General features: G+C 74.8%; 13 protein-coding genes and 1 pseudogene. 11 read left to right on the top strand and 3 right to left on the bottom strand.

Annotated features, from left to right (window positions below; genetic code table 11):
* Positions 1 to 205: 205 nt before the first annotated feature.
* From I4I81_RS05930 to I4I81_RS05910, 5 genes are all read left to right on the top strand, one after another.
* Complete coding sequence (locus tag I4I81_RS05930) at positions 206 to 853, top strand: response regulator (RefSeq protein ID WP_218603515.1); 648 nt, start codon at positions 206 to 208, stop codon at positions 851 to 853.
* 444 nt (positions 854 to 1,297) lie between these two features.
* Positions 1,298 to 2,698: a cytochrome ubiquinol oxidase subunit I gene (locus I4I81_RS05925; protein ID WP_218603514.1), complete on the top strand. Its 1,401-nt coding sequence runs from the start codon at positions 1,298 to 1,300 to the stop codon at positions 2,696 to 2,698.
* Positions 2,699 to 2,708: 10 nt separating this feature from the next.
* Complete coding sequence (cydB, locus tag I4I81_RS05920) at positions 2,709 to 3,752, top strand: cytochrome d ubiquinol oxidase subunit II (RefSeq protein WP_218603513.1); 1,044 nt, start codon at positions 2,709 to 2,711, stop codon at positions 3,750 to 3,752.
* On the top strand, positions 3,749 to 7,126 hold the full coding sequence (gene cydD, locus I4I81_RS05915) for a thiol reductant ABC exporter subunit CydD (protein ID WP_218615865.1): 3,378 nt from the start codon (positions 3,749 to 3,751) through the stop codon (positions 7,124 to 7,126). The genes cydB and cydD overlap by 4 nt, the downstream gene beginning before the upstream one ends.
* A 64-nt stretch (positions 7,127 to 7,190) precedes the next feature.
* Positions 7,191 to 8,681, top strand: coding sequence for an alpha/beta fold hydrolase (locus tag I4I81_RS05910; RefSeq protein ID WP_218602058.1), 1,491 nt, complete (start codon positions 7,191 to 7,193; stop codon positions 8,679 to 8,681).
* Positions 8,682 to 8,765: 84 nt separating this feature from the next.
* On the opposite strand, the pseudogene I4I81_RS05905 reads toward I4I81_RS05910, so the two are convergent.
* Positions 8,766 to 8,998, bottom strand: a pseudogene (locus I4I81_RS05905) (inorganic phosphate transporter); the annotation flags it as partial.
* 276 nt (positions 8,999 to 9,274) lie between these two features.
* Between I4I81_RS05905 and I4I81_RS05900 the strand changes: the two are divergent.
* The 4 genes from I4I81_RS05900 (at position 9,275) to I4I81_RS05885 (ending at position 12,021) form a co-directional block, all read left to right on the top strand.
* Positions 9,275 to 10,102, top strand: a complete 828-nt coding sequence (locus I4I81_RS05900) for an SPFH domain-containing protein (RefSeq protein ID WP_218602059.1) — start codon at positions 9,275 to 9,277, stop codon at positions 10,100 to 10,102.
* Between the two features lie 219 nt (positions 10,103 to 10,321).
* Positions 10,322 to 10,417, top strand: a complete 96-nt coding sequence (locus I4I81_RS31535) for an SHOCT domain-containing protein (protein WP_218602075.1) — start codon at positions 10,322 to 10,324, stop codon at positions 10,415 to 10,417.
* Between the two features lie 186 nt (positions 10,418 to 10,603).
* Positions 10,604 to 11,047, top strand: coding sequence for a CBS domain-containing protein (locus tag I4I81_RS05890; protein WP_218615864.1), 444 nt, complete (start codon positions 10,604 to 10,606; stop codon positions 11,045 to 11,047).
* The gene (locus I4I81_RS05885) at positions 11,044 to 12,021 is read left to right on the top strand and encodes an Acg family FMN-binding oxidoreductase (RefSeq protein ID WP_218602061.1); all 978 of its coding nucleotides are present in this window, start codon (positions 11,044 to 11,046) and stop codon (positions 12,019 to 12,021) included. Before I4I81_RS05890 ends, I4I81_RS05885 begins: the two co-directional genes overlap by 4 nt.
* 84 nt (positions 12,022 to 12,105) lie before the next feature.
* On the opposite strand, the gene I4I81_RS05880 is transcribed toward I4I81_RS05885, so the two are convergent.
* The gene (locus I4I81_RS05880) at positions 12,106 to 13,308 is read right to left on the bottom strand and encodes a CBS domain-containing protein (RefSeq protein ID WP_218602062.1); all 1,203 of its coding nucleotides are present in this window, start codon (positions 13,306 to 13,308) and stop codon (positions 12,106 to 12,108) included.
* Complete coding sequence (locus I4I81_RS05875) at positions 13,295 to 13,633, bottom strand: DUF1918 domain-containing protein (protein ID WP_218602063.1); 339 nt, start codon at positions 13,631 to 13,633, stop codon at positions 13,295 to 13,297. The genes I4I81_RS05880 and I4I81_RS05875 overlap by 14 nt, the downstream gene beginning before the upstream one ends.
* A 205-nt stretch (positions 13,634 to 13,838) precedes the next feature.
* Here I4I81_RS05875 and I4I81_RS05870 point away from each other — a divergent pair, with 205 nt between their 5' ends.
* Both I4I81_RS05870 and I4I81_RS05865 read left to right on the top strand, forming a co-directional pair.
* Complete coding sequence (locus I4I81_RS05870) at positions 13,839 to 14,732, top strand: universal stress protein (RefSeq protein ID WP_218602064.1); 894 nt, start codon at positions 13,839 to 13,841, stop codon at positions 14,730 to 14,732.
* Positions 14,729 to 16,252 (top strand): bifunctional aminoglycoside phosphotransferase/ATP-binding protein, encoded by a 1,524-nt coding sequence (locus I4I81_RS05865; protein WP_226363776.1) that lies wholly within the window; start codon positions 14,729 to 14,731, stop codon positions 16,250 to 16,252. The genes I4I81_RS05870 and I4I81_RS05865 overlap by 4 nt, the downstream gene beginning before the upstream one ends.
* The last annotated feature ends 128 nt before the right edge of the window (positions 16,253 to 16,380 follow it).

Here is a 16,380-nt window from a genome sequence, read left to right as displayed (position 1 = left end):
GGCGCCGACGGTGGCGAGGAGCATCGCCGCACCGAGCAGCAGGCCCAGACCACCAGGACCGCCGCCATCACGACACCGGGGACCGGCGGATCCGGCCGGGACGGCCCGCGCTGGGCCGTCCGGCCCTCCCGGTCGGGGCCCATCGGCACAGACGCGGACCCCTGTCGGCAGGTACCGTCGACGCGGCGACGACGAGAGGCAGGCCGTGACCATTTCCGTGTTCCTGCTGGACGACCACGAGATCGTCCGGCGTGGCATCGCGCAGCTGCTGGAGTCCGAGGACGACATCACGGTCGTCGGGGAGGCCGGCACGGCTGCGCAGGCGCTGGCCCGCATCCCGGCGCTGCGCCCGGACGTCGCGATCCTGGACGTCCGGCTCCCCGACGGCGAGGGCGTCTCGGTGTGCCGCGAGGTGCGGTCGGCCGTCCAGCCGCCGCCCGCGTGCCTGATGCTCACCTCGTACTCCGACGACGAGGCCCTGTTCGGCGCGATCATGGCCGGTGCGTCGGGCTACCTGCTCAAGCAGGTCGCCGGGGTCGATCTGGTCGGTGCGGTGCGCACGGTCGCGGCGGGCGGGTCCCTGCTGGACCCGCGGGCCACGGCCACGGTCCTCGAACGGCTGCGCACCGGGGACGCCCCGGCCGACCCGCGCTACGAGTCGCTCAGCCCGCAGGAACGCCGGATCCTGGAGTTGATCGCCGAGGGCATGACCAACCGCCAGATCGGCGCCGAGATGTACCTCGCGGAGAAGACGGTCAAGAACTACGTCTCCTCGTTGCTGCACAAGCTCGGGTTCGCCCGCCGCACGGAGGCCGCGGTCTACGCGGCCGAGCTGCGCCACGGGCCACGCTGACGGTCACAGCGCCTCGGCCCTGCGCCGTCACGGCGTCGTCACGGCGGCGCCGCGACGGCCGCATGGGCCCCACGGGCGTCCCGGTGGATGCGGAAGGTCGTGTCGAGGGGCGATCCGGGAGGTCCACGCGGGTCGCTCACGCGGCGCACGGCCGCGACAGCAGGCTGTCCAGGCGGGCGAGCGCGGCCCGATCCACCGAGCCGGCGACCACCATCGCCGCACGGCCGCTCCGCGGTGTGCTGGTGACGTGCAGCACCACCGGCGAGTCTGCTCCGGACGTTGCCCTCGTCCCGATGGGCGATCTCCGGTCGCCACGACCTACCGGGGGCTGAGGGCGGGACCGCCGGCCGTCCGCGGGGGGCCGTTCGGCCCTCCCGAGCGCTGGGCTCTCCGGGCGAAGGTCGTGGTGAGCCGGAGTACCGGCGCCCGACCGCTCACGGAGGAGTGATGAACCTCGATCTCGCGCGGTGGCAGTTCGCGATCGTCACCGTGTACCACTTCCTGTTCGTCCCGCTGACGATCGGCCTGTCCGTCCTCGTGGCCGGCATGCAGACCGCCTGGTACCGCACCGACGACGACCGCTACCTACGCATGACCAAGTTCTGGGGCAAGCTGCTCCTGATCAACTTCGCGATGGGCGTGGTGACCGGGATCGTCCAGGAGTTCCAGTTCGGGATGAACTGGAGCGACTACAGCCGCTACGTCGGCGACATCTTCGGCGCCCCGCTGGCCATCGAGGGACTGCTCGCGTTCTTCCTGGAGTCGACCTTCCTCGGCCTGTGGATCTTCGGCTGGGACCGGCTGTCCAAGGGGCTGCACCTGGCCTGCATCTGGCTCGCCGCGATCGGCACCGTCCTGTCGGCCTACTTCATCCTCGCCGCGAACTCCTGGATGCAGCACCCGGTCGGCTCGATCGTCAACGACGAGCGCGGCCGCGCCGAGCTCGTCGACTTCGGCGCCGTACTCACCAACTCCACCGCGGTCGGGGCCTTCCTGCACACGATCACCGCCTGCTTCGTCACCGCCGGGATGTTCGTCCTCGCCGTCAGTGCCTGGCACCTCGCCCGCGACCGGCACACCGAGGTGTTCCGCCCCTCGATGCGGCTCGCACTGGTCACCGTGCTCATCGCCAGCCTCGGCGTCGTCGTCACCGGCGATCTGCAGGCCCGGCTCATGACCGAGCAGCAGCCGATGAAGATGGCCGCCGCCGAGGCCCTCTACGACACGGTCGCGCCCGCGTCGTTCTCGCTGTTCACGGTGGGCTCGCTGGACGGGTCGCAGGAGCTGTTCAGCGTGCGGGTCCCCCGCATCCTGTCGTTCATGGCCACCGGCTCGTTCGACGGGGAGGTCGAGGGCATCAACCAGCTCCAGGCGGCCGCCGAGCAGACCTACGGGCCCGGCGACTACACGCCGAACATCCCGGCGACGTACTGGACGTTCCGGCTCATGATCGGCTTCGGGCTGCTCGCGGGGCTGATCTCCGTGGTCGGGCTGTGGCTGACCCGCCGCCGCGCCCGCCGCCCGGTGCCGCGCTGGTTCTACACCGTCGGGGTGGCCGGCCTGGTCCTCCCCTTCGCCGCCAACAGCGCAGGCTGGATCTTCACCGAGATGGGCCGCCAGCCCTGGGCCGTGTACGGCGTCCTGCGCACCGCCGACGGCGTCTCCCCCTCCGTGACCACACCGATGGTGCTCACCTCGCTGATCGTCCTCACGCTGCTCTACGGCGCCCTCGCGGTCGTCGACGGCTACCTGATGATCCGCTACGCCAAGGCCGGGCCACCCCCCGCCGCCACGGCCACCCCCACCGACACCGACGGACCGCGGCCGCTGGCCGTGGCCTACTGAGGGACCCGACATGGCACTCACCGACATCTGGTTCCTGCTCATCGCCGTCCTGTGGACCGGCTACTTCGTCCTGGAGGGCTTCGACTTCGGCGTCGGGATGCTGCTCCCGTTCGTCGGGCGCACCGAGAAGGACCGCCGGGTCGCGATCAACACGATCGGCCCGGTCTGGGACGGCAACGAGGTCTGGCTGCTCGTCGCGGGCGGCGCCACGTTCGCCGCGTTCCCCGAGTGGTACGCCAGCCTGTTCTCCGGCTTCTTCCTGGCCCTGCTGCTCATCCTCGTCGCGCTCATCGTGCGCGGGGTCGCCTTCGAGTTCCGCGGCAAGATCGACAGCGACCGGTGGCGCCGCAACTGGGACATCGGGATCGTCGTCGGGTCGACGGTGCCCGCACTGCTCTGGGGCGTCGCGTTCGCCAACATCGTGGCCGGGGTGCCGCTGGACGCCGACCACGAGTTCACCGGGTCGCTGCTCACCCTGCTCAACCCCTACGCGTTGCTCGGCGGGCTCGCCACGCTGAGCCTGTTCGCCCTGCACGGCGCGGTGTTCCTGTCGCTCAAGACCCACGGTGACGTCCGGACGCGGTCCCGCGCACTGGCGCAGCGCGCCGGGCTGGCCTCGGTCGTGCTCGGCGGCGGCTTCCTGGTCTGGACGTTCCTCGCGCACGGACCGTTCTGGACGGTCGTGCCCGTGCTGGTCGCGGCCGCGGCGCTGATCGGGGCGGTGCTGGCGAACGCACGCGCGCGGGAGGGCTGGGCGTTCCTGCTCACCGCGACCGCGATCGTCGCGGTGACGGTGACGCTGTTCGGCTCGCTCTACCCGGACGTGCTGCCCTCGAGCACCGACCCGGCGTTCAGCCTGAACACGACGAACGCGGCGTCGACGCCCTACACGCTGCAGATCATGACCTGGGTGGCGGTCGTGTTCACCCCCGTGGTGCTGGCCTACCAGTCCTGGACGTTCTGGGTGTTCCGCCGCCGCATCGGCGCGGCCGACATCCCCGCCGCGTCCGGGCTGCCCGCCCGCAACGGCCGGAAGGATGAGCCGGTCCGATGAGACCACTGGACCCGCGGTTGCTGCGGCACGCCTCTGCGGCGCGGCGCTACGTCGTGCTGGCCGCCGCGCTCTCCGTGGCGACCGCGGGCCTGGTGCTCGTGGCGGCCGAACTGCTCGCCCGCGCCGTCGAGGGCGCCTTCCTCGGCGGTGCCGGTCTCGACGCGCTGGCCCCGCTGCTGCTGGGCCTGGTCGTCGCGGTCTCCGCCCGCGCCGTGCTCGCCTGGGCCGGGGAGGTGGCCGCGCACCGCGCGTCCACCGACGTCATCCGCCAGCTGCGGGCCCGGCTCGTCGAGCACGTGCTGGCCCTGGGCCCGCGGCACCCCGACCTGCCGCCGACCGGCGAGCTGGCCACCCTGGCCACCCGGGGCCTCGACGGGCTGGAGGGCTACTTCAGCCGCTACCTCCCGACCCTGCTGGTCGCGGCCACCGTGCCGGCCGCCGTCGCCGGGCGCATCCTGTTCGCCGACCCGCTGTCCGGGCTGATCGTCGGGCTGACGGTCCCGCTCATCCCGATCTTCATGATCCTCGTCGGGATGCACACCGGGCGCTCCACGCGCCGGCAGTGGCGCACCCTGGCGGTGCTCGGCCACCACTTCCTCGACCTCGTCGCCGGGATGGACGTGCTCGTCGCGTTCGGGCGCGCCCGGCGCCAGTCCGGGCGCCTGCGCAGCCTCGCCGAGGACTACCGCCAGGCGACCCTGCGCACCCTGCGCGTCGCGTTCCTCTCCGCGCTCGTCCTCGAACTGCTCGCGACGCTCTCGGTCGCGCTCGTCGCCGTCGCGATCGGGCTGCGCCTGGTCGAGGGGCATCTCGACCTCGTCACCGCACTCGTCGTGCTGATCCTCGCGCCGGAGGTCTACCTGCCGCTGCGCGCGGTCGGGGCCCGCTTCCACGACTCCGCGGAGGGGCTCGCCGCCGCCGCCGAGGTGTTCGCCGTGCTGGAGACACCCACCGTCGGCTCCGGCGAGCGGATCCCCGCGCCGGACCCGTCGCGCGTCGCCGTCCGGCTCGACGGCGTCGTCGTCGAGGGCCGCGGAGGGCGCGTCCTCGACGGGCTCGACCTGGTGCTGGAGCCCGGCACCGTCCTGGGTGTCCGCGGCCCGAGCGGGTCGGGCAAGTCCACCCTGGTCGACCTGCTGCTCGGCCTGCGCCGCCCGGACGGCGGGCGGGTCACCGTCGGCGGCGTCGACCTCGCCGACATCGACCGCGACGCCTGGTCCCGCCGCGTCGCCTGGGTCCCCCAACGCCCGGTGCTCGTGCGCGGCACCGTCGCCGACAACATCCGCCTCGGTGCGCCCGACGCCCCGGAGCCGCGGGTGGCAGCGGCCGCCGCCGCCGCTGCGCTGGACGTCCCGCTCGACCGGCGCGTCGGCGAGGACGGGGTGGGCATGTCCACCGGGCAGCAGCGCCGCGTCGCGCTCGCCCGCGCCGTGCTGGCCGACCGGCCGCTGCTGCTGCTCGACGAGCCGACCGAGGGCGTCGACACCGACACCGAGGCCGCGATCGTCGCGGCCCTTCCCGGGATCGCGGCGGGGCGGACCGTCGTGCTCGTCAGCCACCGGCCCGATGTGCTCGCCGGCTGCGACCGGACGGTCACCGTGGACGCGCCGCAGCTGCCGGCCCCCGTGACGCACCCGCTCTCCCCCCAGACGCCGGCCGCGGCACCTCCTGCCCCCGAAGGGCCGCGGCCGGCCCCGTCCCCGATCGGCACGCCGGTGCGCGGCGCGCTGCGCTGGTCGCTGTCCGCGGCCCGCGACCAGCGCGGCCGGCTGGCGCTCGCCGCCCTGCTCGGCGCACTCGCGCTCGGGTGCGGCGTGGCGCTGACCGCGACCTCGGCCTGGCTGATCTCCTCCGCCGCGCTGCACCCCCCGGTGCTGGCCCTGATGGTCGCCATCGTCGCGGTGCGCGCGTTCGGGCTGGGCAAGGGCGTGCTCCGCTACGCCGAGCGGCTCGTGTCGCACGACGCCGCACTGCGGGCCTCCAGCGCGCTGCGGGTGCGGATCTGGGAGGCGCTGCTGCGGCTCGGACCGGCCGCCACCGCGCGGCTGCGGCGCGGGGAGCTGCTGTCCCGGCTCATCTCCGACGTCGACGCCCAGCAGGACCTGCTGGTGCGGGTGCTGCTGCCCGCGGTGGCCGCCGCCGCGGTCGCGACGGGCACCGCCGTGGGGATCGGGCTGCTGCTCCCCGCCGCGGGACTGGTCGTCGCGATCGGCCTGTTCGTCGCGGGGGTACTCGCACCCGCGACCACCGCATGGGCCGCCCACCACACGGAGCGGCGGGCGGCCGCCGCCCGCGGCGAGGTGCTGGCCCGCAGCGTCGAGATCGTCGAGGCCGCCCCCGACCTGATCGCCTTCGGTGCGGCCGGCCGGTTCCGCGACCGGCTCGCCGACGCCGACGCCCGGCTCGCGGCCCTGCTGCGCCGGGCGGCCACCGCCCGCGGGCTCGGTGCCGGGATCGGCGTGCTCGCGATCGGGGCGACGTCCGTGGCGGCCACGGCCGTCGGCATCGCCGCCGTGCGGGCGGGGACGCTGCCCGGGCCCGCGCTCGCGGTGCTCGCGCTGACCCCGCTGGCCATGGCCGACGTCGTCGCGGGGCTGCCCGACGCCGCCGTCCGGCTGCTCACCGCGCTGCCCGCCGCCCGGCGGCTCGCCGAGCTCGAGGCCCGGCCGGTCGCCGTCGCCGATCCCGCGCACCCGCTCGACGTCGCGCCGCCGTCGGGCTTCACCGCCGACGGGCTCGCCGTCCGCTGGCCGGGTGCGGGCCGCGACGCCGTGCACGACGTCGATCTCGACCTGCGCGGCGGCACCCGCCTCGCGCTCACCGGGCCCTCCGGCTCCGGGAAGTCCACCGTGGTCGCGGCCCTGCTGCGCACCCTGGACCCCAGCGCGGGCACCCTGCGCGCCGACGGCCACGACGTGCGCGGGCTGGCCGGGGACGACGTGCGCCACGGCATCGCCTGGTGCGGCGCCCGCACCCACCTGTTCGACAGCACGCTGCGCGCCAACCTGGCCCTCGCCGCCCCGGACGCCACCGACGCGCAGCTCGTCGCGGCGTTGGGCCGGGCCCGGCTGGGTGACTGGTTCGCCGGGCTGCCCGACGGGCTCGACACCGCCGTCGGCGAGCACGGGGGCGCGGTGTCCGGCGGCGAGCGCCAGCGCATCGGGATCACCCGCGCGCTGCTGGCCGAGCGCAACGTCCTGGTCCTCGACGAGCCCACCGCCCACCTCGACCCGGCCACCGCGGACGCGCTGGCCGCCGAGCTGCTCGCCGTGACAGAGGGCCGCACGGCGCTGATCGTGACCCACCGGCCCGAGCAGACCCCCGGCCTGCCCGAGGTCCGGATCGGCGACCGGCCACTCGTCCCCGCGCGCTGACCCGGACCCCGAGGAGACGGTGGTGACCCGCACCGACGCAGCACCGACCGGCGGACCCGCACGCGTGACCCCACCGAGCCGGCGGGGAGCGCTCACCGCGGCGCTCGCGCTGGCCGCGGTCTCCGGTGCGGTGACCGCGGTCGCCGTGCCGCTCGGGCCGACGACCGCCGGACAGGCCGTCGCCGTCATGGTCCTCGGCGCGCTGCTCGGGCTCGTCGCCGGTGGCGGGACCGGCACGGCGTGGACGGTGCTGCCCACCTCCGCGGTGTACGGGGCGGTGCTCGAGCTGGGCCGCCTGGCCGTCGCGCTGCCGACCGTCGACGCCGTCCGGCTCGACTCGGTCTACGGCGTCCTCGCGCTGCTCGCCGGACGCGGCGTGCACGCGCTGCTGCTCGTCCTGCCGATGCTGCTCGGGGCCCGGATCGGCGTCGGCATCGCGCTCCGGCGGTCCGGGGCGGTGCCGCACCGCGCCCGCCGCGCGATCGGCACCGGTGTCGTGGGCCTGGTCGTCGTCGCCATGGCCGCGTTCGTCGCCGTGCCGGCATCCACCCCGCCGGTCGTGGACGCCACCGGGGCCGTCGTGCCGGGCGGCCTGGCCTCGCTGGAGACCGTGACGCTCGGCGGCACCGGGCACGCCCTCATGATCCGCGCCGCGGACGTGGACGACCCGGTGCTGCTCTACCTCTCCGGCGGGCCGGGGCAGTCCGACCTCGCGCTGGCCCGCGTCCTGTCCGCCCCCTGGACCGACGACGTCGTGTTCGCCACCTACGACCAGCGCGGCAACGGCAAGTCCTACGCCGGGCTGCTGCCGACCGGGCGGGCCACCCTCGACCGGGCCGTCGAGGACACCATCGCGCTGAGCGAGCAGCTGCGCGACCGCTTCGGCGAGGAGAAGATCCTCCTCATGGGCGAGTCCTGGGGCACGCTCCTGGGGGTCCTCGCCGTGCAGCGTCGCCCCGACCTCTACCACGCCTGGATCGGCAGCGGCCAGATGGTCGACGTCCAGGAGACCGACCGCCGGATCCACACCGACCTGCAGGCGTACGCGTCGCGGACCGGCGACACCGACCTCGCCGCCACCCTGGAGCGGATCGGGGTCCCGCCCTACCGGGACATCCCCTGGGCGAACGCCGCGGTCATGGACGCCTACGGCCGCCTCTACGGCCCCTACACCCCGTCGGCGGGCTACCTCGCCCGCGGCGCGGCATCGGGGCTCGACCCCTTCGGCCTGCTGGGTTCCGAGTACGACGCCATGGAGAAGGCGAACGTGCTCCGCGGGCTCGTCGACACGTTCGCGGTGATGTACCCGCAGATCCAGGACCTCGACCTGCGGCGCGACGTGCCCGCGCTGCAGGTCCCGGTGTACGTCCTCGACGGCGCGGCCGAGCTGCACGGCAGGCGCGACCTGATGCTGGAGTGGTACGGCCTGCTCGACGCGCCCGAGAAGCACCTGGTGACCTACGAGGGAGCCGCGCACGCGGTGGCCTTCGAACAGGCCGACGAGGTGCACCGGCTGCTCGTCGAGGACATCCTCCCGCGGACGGGCACCCCCTGAGCCCTACCGGACCGTGAGCCCTACCGGACCGTGAGCCCTACCGGACCGGGCTCGGGGACCACCCGGACGTCGGCGACGAGGGCCGGCAGGACGATCTTGCCGGTCACCGACCAGACCCCCGGAGATCGTCCGCGCGGCCGCACCGACAGGAACGCTCCGGCGAGGTCGGGGACGGCGGCGATACCGACCGCCACCCGGGGCCGCAGCGCCCCGGTCGCGATCGAGATGGCCATCGCGTTCGCGGTGTCGTGGAACCCGTTGGTGAAGTCGACGAGCGCGGTGAGCACCACCGTCACCACGATCGGCGAGATGTCCATCGGCGCAGGCCCTCCGTCGGCCGGGCGGAGGCGCTCGCCCGTGGCCCGCGCTGCTCCGGCCGCCACGATCCGGTGGACCGCGGTGACCGGGCACCGGCCGCCGAGCGACATGTCCTCCGGGCCCTCCGGCGACGGCCCTCGTCCCGTGCGGCCGTGGAGTACCCGGGTGAGGTGCGGACGTGGGACCTCAGGGGTACCGAGGTCGGGTCCGACGACCCGGCTGCCCGGTGCGTTCGCTCCTGCCCGCGCCCGGCCCCGCCCGGGCAGCGTCTGCCCATGCAGACATGGCAGAGCGTGCTGGTGGGTGCGGTGGTCGTGCTGGTCCTGCTGGGCCTGGGCAGCATCCGGATGGTGCAGCAGTACGAGCGCGGGGTCGTCTTCCGCTTCGGGCGGGTGCTCCCGGGCGTGCGCGAACCCGGGCTGCGGCTCATCGTGCCGATCGCCGACCGCATGCAGAAGGTCTCCGTGCAGGTGATCGTCCTGTCCGTACCCGGCCAGGGCGCGATCACCCGGGACAACGTCACGGTCCAGGTCGACGCCGCCGTCTACTTCAAGGTCGTCGACCCGGTGAAGGCCATCGTCAACGTCCGGGACTACCAGCACGCGGTCTCCCAGGTCGCCCAGACCTCGCTGCGCACCGTCATCGGCCGCGCCGACCTCGACACCCTGCTCTCGGACCGCGAGCGGATCAGCGCCGAGCTCAAGGCCGTCATCGACGAGCCCACCGAGCAGCCCTGGGGAGTGCGGATCGAGCTCGTCGAGCTCAAGGACATCGCGCTGCCCGAGACCATGAAGCGGTCCATGTCGCGCCAGGCCGAGGCCGAGCGCGAGCGCCGCGCCAGGGTGATCGCCGCCGACGGCGAGTTCCAGGCCTCGACCCGCCTCGCCGACGCCGCCCGCGCCATGCACGCCACGCCCGGCGCCTTCCAGCTGCGGCTGCTGCAGACGGTCTCCGACGTCGCGGCGGAGAAGAACAGCACCCTCGTCATGCCGTTCCCGGTCGAGCTGCTGCGCTTCTTCGACCACGCCGCCGGCCACATCGCGGCACCGGTCACGATCCCGGACACAGCCGCCGAACTGCACGGCCACTCCGATCATCGATGACCCGCGGCGCCTGCCGCCGGTGACAGCCGTCCTGCGCGACGGAGAGGATGACCACGACGTGGTGGTACGGATCCGGGCTGAACGGGTGGGGTTACGCCCTGCTCGGGGCGGGGACCGTGCTGCTCTGCGTCCTGATCGCGCTCGTCCTGGTCGCGCTCGTCCGCGACCGCGGGGCCGCCGACGCCGACGCAGCCGCCGACGCAGCCGACCCCGGGGCAGATCCTCGCCGAACGGTTCGCCCGTGGCGAGATCGACGAGCAGGAGTACCGCATGCGCCTCGACGTCCTCCAGGAGCCACCCACCCTGAGGTCCTGATCCGGGTCACACGCCGGCCCGCAGCCGCGTGCACCCCGTGCCCGGTCGCCTGACCGACCACCGAACCGATCGACGGTCCGGGGATCGCGGGCCCAACGGCCCGACATCACGGGTCTGCCGCCGCTGCCGGCGCACGGCGGCAACGAGAGACGCTCGGTCATGCCGCACGTCCGACAGGAGATCACGATGACCCGCCGCCCGTTCCGCCTCGACGCACCGCCCGAGGCCCTCGACGACGACCCTCCCGTCACCGAGCTGATGACCCACCGGATCGTCGCCATCGTCCCGGAGGCCGACCTGGCGGTGGCCCTGCGCCTCATGGACGCGCACGGGGTCCGGCACCTGCCGGTGCTCGACGGCGAGCGGTGCGTCGGACTGGTGCTGGAGACCGACGTGGCTCGGCTGCTCGCCGGCGGGCGCCCCGAGCCGGGGGTCCCGCGGCTGCGGGTCGCGGACGTGTGCCGGACGGCCCCCGCGCTCGAGCCCGCCGCGCGCCGGTCGGCCGCGGCGCGCAGCATGCACGCCGGGGGGATCGACGCGGTACTCGTCACCGACGGCGACCGCCTGCTCGGCATCGTCACCGCCACCGACCTGATCCGCTCGCTCGCCGCCGACGGGGGGAACCGATGATCGTCGAACACGTCGACCACCGTTCGGTGCGCAGCGCGCTGGAGCTGGCCACCCGGGCCCCGTCGATCCACAACAGCCAGCCGTGGCGGTGGTTGCTGGGTCCCCGCAGCATCCACCTCTACGCCGACCTGCGCCGGTGGCTGCCGGTGACCGACGCAGACGGCCGCGACCTGGCCGTGAGCTGCGGCGCGGCGCTGCACCACCTGACCGTCGCCCTCGCGGCGACCGGCCTGCGCTGCACGGTGCACCGGCTGCCGAACCCCGCCGACGGCGACCACTTCGCGGCCGTCGAGCTGCGGGCGGGGCCCGTCGCAGCGGCCGACCTCGGCACGGCGAACGCCATCGTGGCGCGGCGCACCGATCGCAGGCGCTACCTCGACTGGGAGGTTCCCGAGGCGTTCGTGGGCGAGCTGACCGACCGGGCCGCCGAGTTCGGCGCGGTGCTGCGCCCGGTCACGGGCGCGGCACGCGACCGGACCGTGGCGGCGCTGCGTGCGGCGGCCCGGGCACAGGAGGACCTGCCCGGCTACCACACCGAGACGACGGTCTGGACCGGCGGGCGATCCGGCGACGACGGCGTTCCGGCGGCGAATCTGCTTCGCGACGCCGACGTATCCGGTGACGGCACTGCGCGCTGGTTCAGCGAGGGCCTGATCGCCCAGACGGACGGGGGGAAGGACGGGGCCCTGCTCATGGTGCTCGGCACCGCGTCCGACGACACCCTCTCGCAGCTGCGGGCCGGGGAGGCGCTGAGCGCGGTGCTGCTGCACGCCACGCAGCTGGGCCTCGCCAGCTGCCCGCTCAGCCAGCCGCTCGAGGTCACCAGCACCCGCGCGATGCTGCGCGACGACGTGCTCGGCGGCACGCTCGACCCCCAGCTCGTGCTGCGGGTGGGCTGGGCGCCGACCGGCTCCCCGCTCCCGCCGACGCCCCGCCGCGCCCTCGACGACTCCCTCGAACGCATGCCGCAGTGAGCATCGCCCGCCCGGACCTCGGGTCCGGCCGGGCGATCGCGTCGGGGCCACTGTCTCAGAACGGCCCTGTCGGAACGGCCGCAGTCAGTAGCGCCGGACCTCCGACAGGTCGGCGTGGCGGTCGTCCACCCGGAAGTGCAGCCGGTCGACGACGGCGACGACCCCCTCGACCCGCTCCGTGAACCGCACGGCCAGCTCGGCATCCGCCCGGGTGTCGAGCTCGCCGTCGAGGGTGACCACACCGTCGATGACGGTTACCGAGACGCGCTCCTCACCGACGAGCAGCAGCCGGCCGAGCACGTCGACGAGGACCTCGGCGCGGATCCCGTCGTCGTCGCGGTCGAACACCGAGAGCAGGTCCGAGCGGCCCAGCACGCCGACCATGCGGCCGTCCCGTTCGACCACGGGAAGCCACGCCAGCCCGTGTTCGCGCATCGCGCGCGCCGCCCGGGCGACGGTGCTGCCGGGCTCGACCGTGACGGCGGGCGTGGTCATCAGCTCGGCAGCCGTCGTCGCCCCGGGTGTGCCGGTGGGCCGGGTCCGGCCGGTGTGCCGCGGGCGCCACCACGGCCGTACCAGCGGTGGGTCCGCCCGCTCGGCGGTGAGCAGCAGGTCGGCCTCCGACACCGCCCCCAGCAACACACCATGGGTGTCGCACACCGGGACCGCCCGGATCCGGCCGGTCGAGAGGGCGGCGGCGATGTGCGCGAACGTCGCGTCGGGCGACACCCGGACCACCTCGGTGGTCATCACGTCGGCGACCGTGGTGCGCCGCACGGACGGCCTCGTGGCGCGCACCCGACGGGTCTCACCGACGCTCGTCACCGCGGGGCGCGGACGCACGATGGTCACCGGGCACGACGCGTCCATGACGCACCGCATCCCCACCGACCCCAGAAGGGTGCTGGCGACCGCTCCCCGGCCGCGGTGACCCAGCACGAGCAGGTCCGCGTCGCGCGACGCATCGGTCAGCGCCTCCGCCGGCGGACCGGCCACGGCGGACACCTCGACCGGAACCGTGACCGAACCGGTGGGCCGGGCCGCCGTCACGTCGTCGATCCACTGCTGGGCCGCGGTACGCACCCGGTCGACCTCCGCCGGGGCCGGGGCCAGCAGTACGGGGCCGTAGGCGGTCACCCAGTAGTCGGGGTGCGCCAACGCGGCGACGACCCGGAGCCGGGCACCCCGGCGGGCGGCGTCGTCCAGCGCGTACTCCAGTGCCACCCGCGACTCCGGCGATCCGTCGACGCCCACGACGACGGTGCCCGCATCGTCAGGTGGGATCATCGGCCGTCTCCTGCGCGTCGCGGCCCGGGCCGGCCGGATCGGGCCAGAGACCGATGGCGCTGCTCGGGGCGTGCGGCCATCGGGCGGCGCTCTCGATCCGGTAGCCCGGCGGCGGGGTGACCACGGAGTCGCGGTCGTTACCCACCCAGCGCACCCGGTAGCGCTCCGGGCCGTCGCCGGGGATCCGGGCGACGATGCGGGCCCACCGCCAGCCGCGCTCGATCGGCGGGCTGGGGACGACGAGCCAGTCACCGACCGGTGGCCGGGACGGGTCCGTGGCCGATGTGCCGGTCACCTCGTCGGGGACCGTGGACTTGTCCACCATTGTCGACACCTCCGTCTGGGTCGTGTCCACGGTCCCCTGGACGACGGCGGTCCCGGTAGTGGCGGACGGCCCTGCCGTGGTGGCCACAGGTACCACCGCGGGAGCATTCCCCGGGCCACCCGGCCGCAGCGCTCGGGGCCTCCGACCCTGCCGCCCCGCCCCCGCCGCGCCGATCCTGGGACCTCACCGAAGGGAAGGACCAGCCGTGGAGCACCCAACCGTGGAGGACGAGGACATCGCCGCGTCACCGGAGGTCGTGGTCGGCACCGACGGGACGGCGACGGCGTCACGAGCCGTCGCCTGGGCCGCCACCGAGGCCCGCGTCCGCCGGCTGCCGTTGCGGATCGTGCACGCCGGCCCCTACGCGACCGAGGACTACGCGCCGGGCAGGCGTCGGGCGGCCGCGATACTCGCTCGCGCCTACACCATCGCGCACCGGCGTGAGCCCGGCGTCGAGGCCCACACCGTGCTGTCCGACGAGGCGCCCGTCGCAGCGCTCGTCCGCGCCTCCCGCGACGCCGAGCTGCTCGTCGTGGGGCTGCTCAGCGGGCACCCCGGGGATCTGCTGGTCGGGTCGATCGCGCCCGCGCTGACGGCCAGGGCACACTGCCCGGTGACCGTCGTACACAGCGACCACAACCTGTCCGGGAACCGCCGCACCGTCGTCGTCGGGGTCGAGGACGTCGCGGCCGACACACCCGCGCTGACCGTCGCGTTCGCCGACGCCGCGCGGCATGCATCGCCCGTATCGGTCGTCCACGCGTGGCGCCGGGCCTGCGACATCCCGGGGACCGCCGCGCCCCAGACCGTGCTGCTCCACGAGCTGGGCCCGTGGCGCGCCCGCTGGCCCGACGTTCCGGTCGAGGTGCGGATCGTGCACGGCGGGGCGGACGAGCCGCTGTTGGCCGCCGCGCACGGGGCCCGGCTGATGGTCGTCGGGACGGCCGGCCACAACCTGGCCGCACGTGCGGCACTGGGGTCGACGAGCAGGACACTGGTACGCCTGGGCGCCTGCCCGGTGACCGTTGTCCGCCGGGACCTCGACCTCACGGCGGCCGGGGCACCACCGGCCCGCGACGCCGGGGCGGTCCGGTCGTGAGCCCGGCACCGCCGGTCGCGGTCCGGGAGACCCACATCGGCATCGTCTTCCTCGTCGGCGACCGGGCATACAAGATGAAGAAGGCCGTGCACAACGACTTCCTCGACTTCCGCACCCCGAACCGCAGACGCGCCGCCTGCCGCCGCGAGATCGAACTCAACCGCCGGCTCGCCCCCGACGTCTACCTCGGCATCAGCGAACTGCTCCGACCCACCGACCCGACAGGACGGCCCGTCGCCCACGCCGGACCGACCGAACCGATGGTGGTCATGCGCCGGATGCCCGAAGAACGCCGCCTGGCCACCCTCGTCACCTCCGGCGCACCAGTCGCCGACGACCTCCGCGCACTGGCCCGGACCATGGCCCGATTCCACGCCGGCGCCGAGCGCGGCGATCACATCACCGCCGACGCCACCCGCGACACCATCGCCACCCGCTGGCGGGACAACACCGCCGCACTCCACCCGTACGCAGGCCCCGTACTCGACCCGAACCTCCTCGACGCGCTGGAACAGCTCTCCACCCGGTTCCTCGACGGCCGCGCCCCCCTGTTCACCGACCGCATCGCCCACGACCGCATCATCGACGGCCACGGCGACCTGACCGCCGCCGACGTGTTCTGCCTCCACGACGGCCCCCGCGCCCTGGACTGCCTGGAGTTCGACGACCACCTCCGCCACATCGACGGCCTCGACGACGTCGCATTCCTCGCCATGGACCTCGAACGCCTCGGCCACCCCGACCTCGCCACCGTGTTCCTCGACGCCTACATCGAATTCTCCGCCGACCCCGCCCCCACCGCCCTGCGCCACCACTACATCGCCTACCGCGCCGTCGTCCGCACCAAGGTCGCCTGCCTACGCCACGACCAGGGCGACGAAGCAGCCGCCACCGACGCCGAACAGCACGCCGAGCTCGCCCTGCACCACCTCGAACAAGGCGCGGTACGCCTGGCCCTGGTCGGCGGCCTGCCCGGCACCGGCAAGACCACCCTCGCCGGGGCACTGGCCGACCGGTTCGGCGCGGTCCTGCTCTCCAGCGACCGGATCCGCAAGGAACTCGCCGGCATCGACCCCACGAAACCCGCCGGCGCGCCGTTCCGGGAGGGTCTCTACACCGAACAGCACACGGCGCAGACCTACACCGAGCTGCTGCGCCGGGCCCGGACACTGCTGGGCCGCGGCGAGTCGGTCGTGCTCGACGCCTCCTGGATCGACGCCCGCCACCGCGCCGCCGCCACCGACCTGGCCCTCGACACCAGCAGCGACCTGGTCGCGCTGCGGTGCCACGCGACCGCCGACACCGCGGAGCGGCGCATCGCCGGCCGCGGGGCGACCGGATCGGACGCGACCGCAGCCGTCGCCGGTGCGATGCGCGCCGCGATGGACCCGTGGCCGGATGCGCGACCGATCCCGACCGGTGGGCGACTCGCCGCCGCACTGGACGCCGCCGCCGCCGTCTGGCGCGACTCCGCGGGCCCGGCCGGGCGATCCGTGTTGCTGACGGCCCCGTCGGGCTGACCCAGCGCCCGTCGGCGTCGGCCGCCGATCGGTCACGGACCGCCCTCAGGGGCGGTCCGTGACCGGCTGCGCGGCGTGCCCGACCATCGCGGGAGGCCGTCGAGCTCCGCCCGGAAGGCTCGCGGCCC

It is taken from the genome of Pseudonocardia abyssalis (assembly GCF_019263705.2).
Taxonomy (GTDB): domain Bacteria; phylum Actinomycetota; class Actinomycetes; order Mycobacteriales; family Pseudonocardiaceae; genus Pseudonocardia; species Pseudonocardia abyssalis.
The sequence above is the reverse complement of the archived record's forward strand: the minus strand, read 5'-3'. Positions and strand labels throughout refer to the sequence as shown.

What these genes read in the sequence shown, in the direction of transcription:
- I4I81_RS05885 (WP_218602061.1), top strand. Translation starts at nt 11,044, where the DNA reads ATGATCGTCGAACACGTCGACCACCGTTCGGTGCGCAGCGCGCTGGAG.
- cydD (WP_218615865.1), top strand. Translation starts at nt 3,749, where the DNA reads ATGAGACCACTGGACCCGCGGTTGCTGCGGCACGCCTCTGCGGCGCGG.
- I4I81_RS05875 (WP_218602063.1), bottom strand. Translation starts at nt 13,633, where the DNA reads ATGGTGGACAAGTCCACGGTCCCCGACGAGGTGACCGGCACATCGGCC.
- I4I81_RS05890 (WP_218615864.1), top strand. Translation starts at nt 10,604, where the DNA reads ATGACCCGCCGCCCGTTCCGCCTCGACGCACCGCCCGAGGCCCTCGAC.
- I4I81_RS05900 (WP_218602059.1), top strand. Translation starts at nt 9,275, where the DNA reads ATGCAGACATGGCAGAGCGTGCTGGTGGGTGCGGTGGTCGTGCTGGTC.
- cydB (WP_218603513.1), top strand. Translation starts at nt 2,709, where the DNA reads ATGGCACTCACCGACATCTGGTTCCTGCTCATCGCCGTCCTGTGGACC.
- I4I81_RS05880 (WP_218602062.1), bottom strand. Translation starts at nt 13,308, where the DNA reads ATGATCCCACCTGACGATGCGGGCACCGTCGTCGTGGGCGTCGACGGA.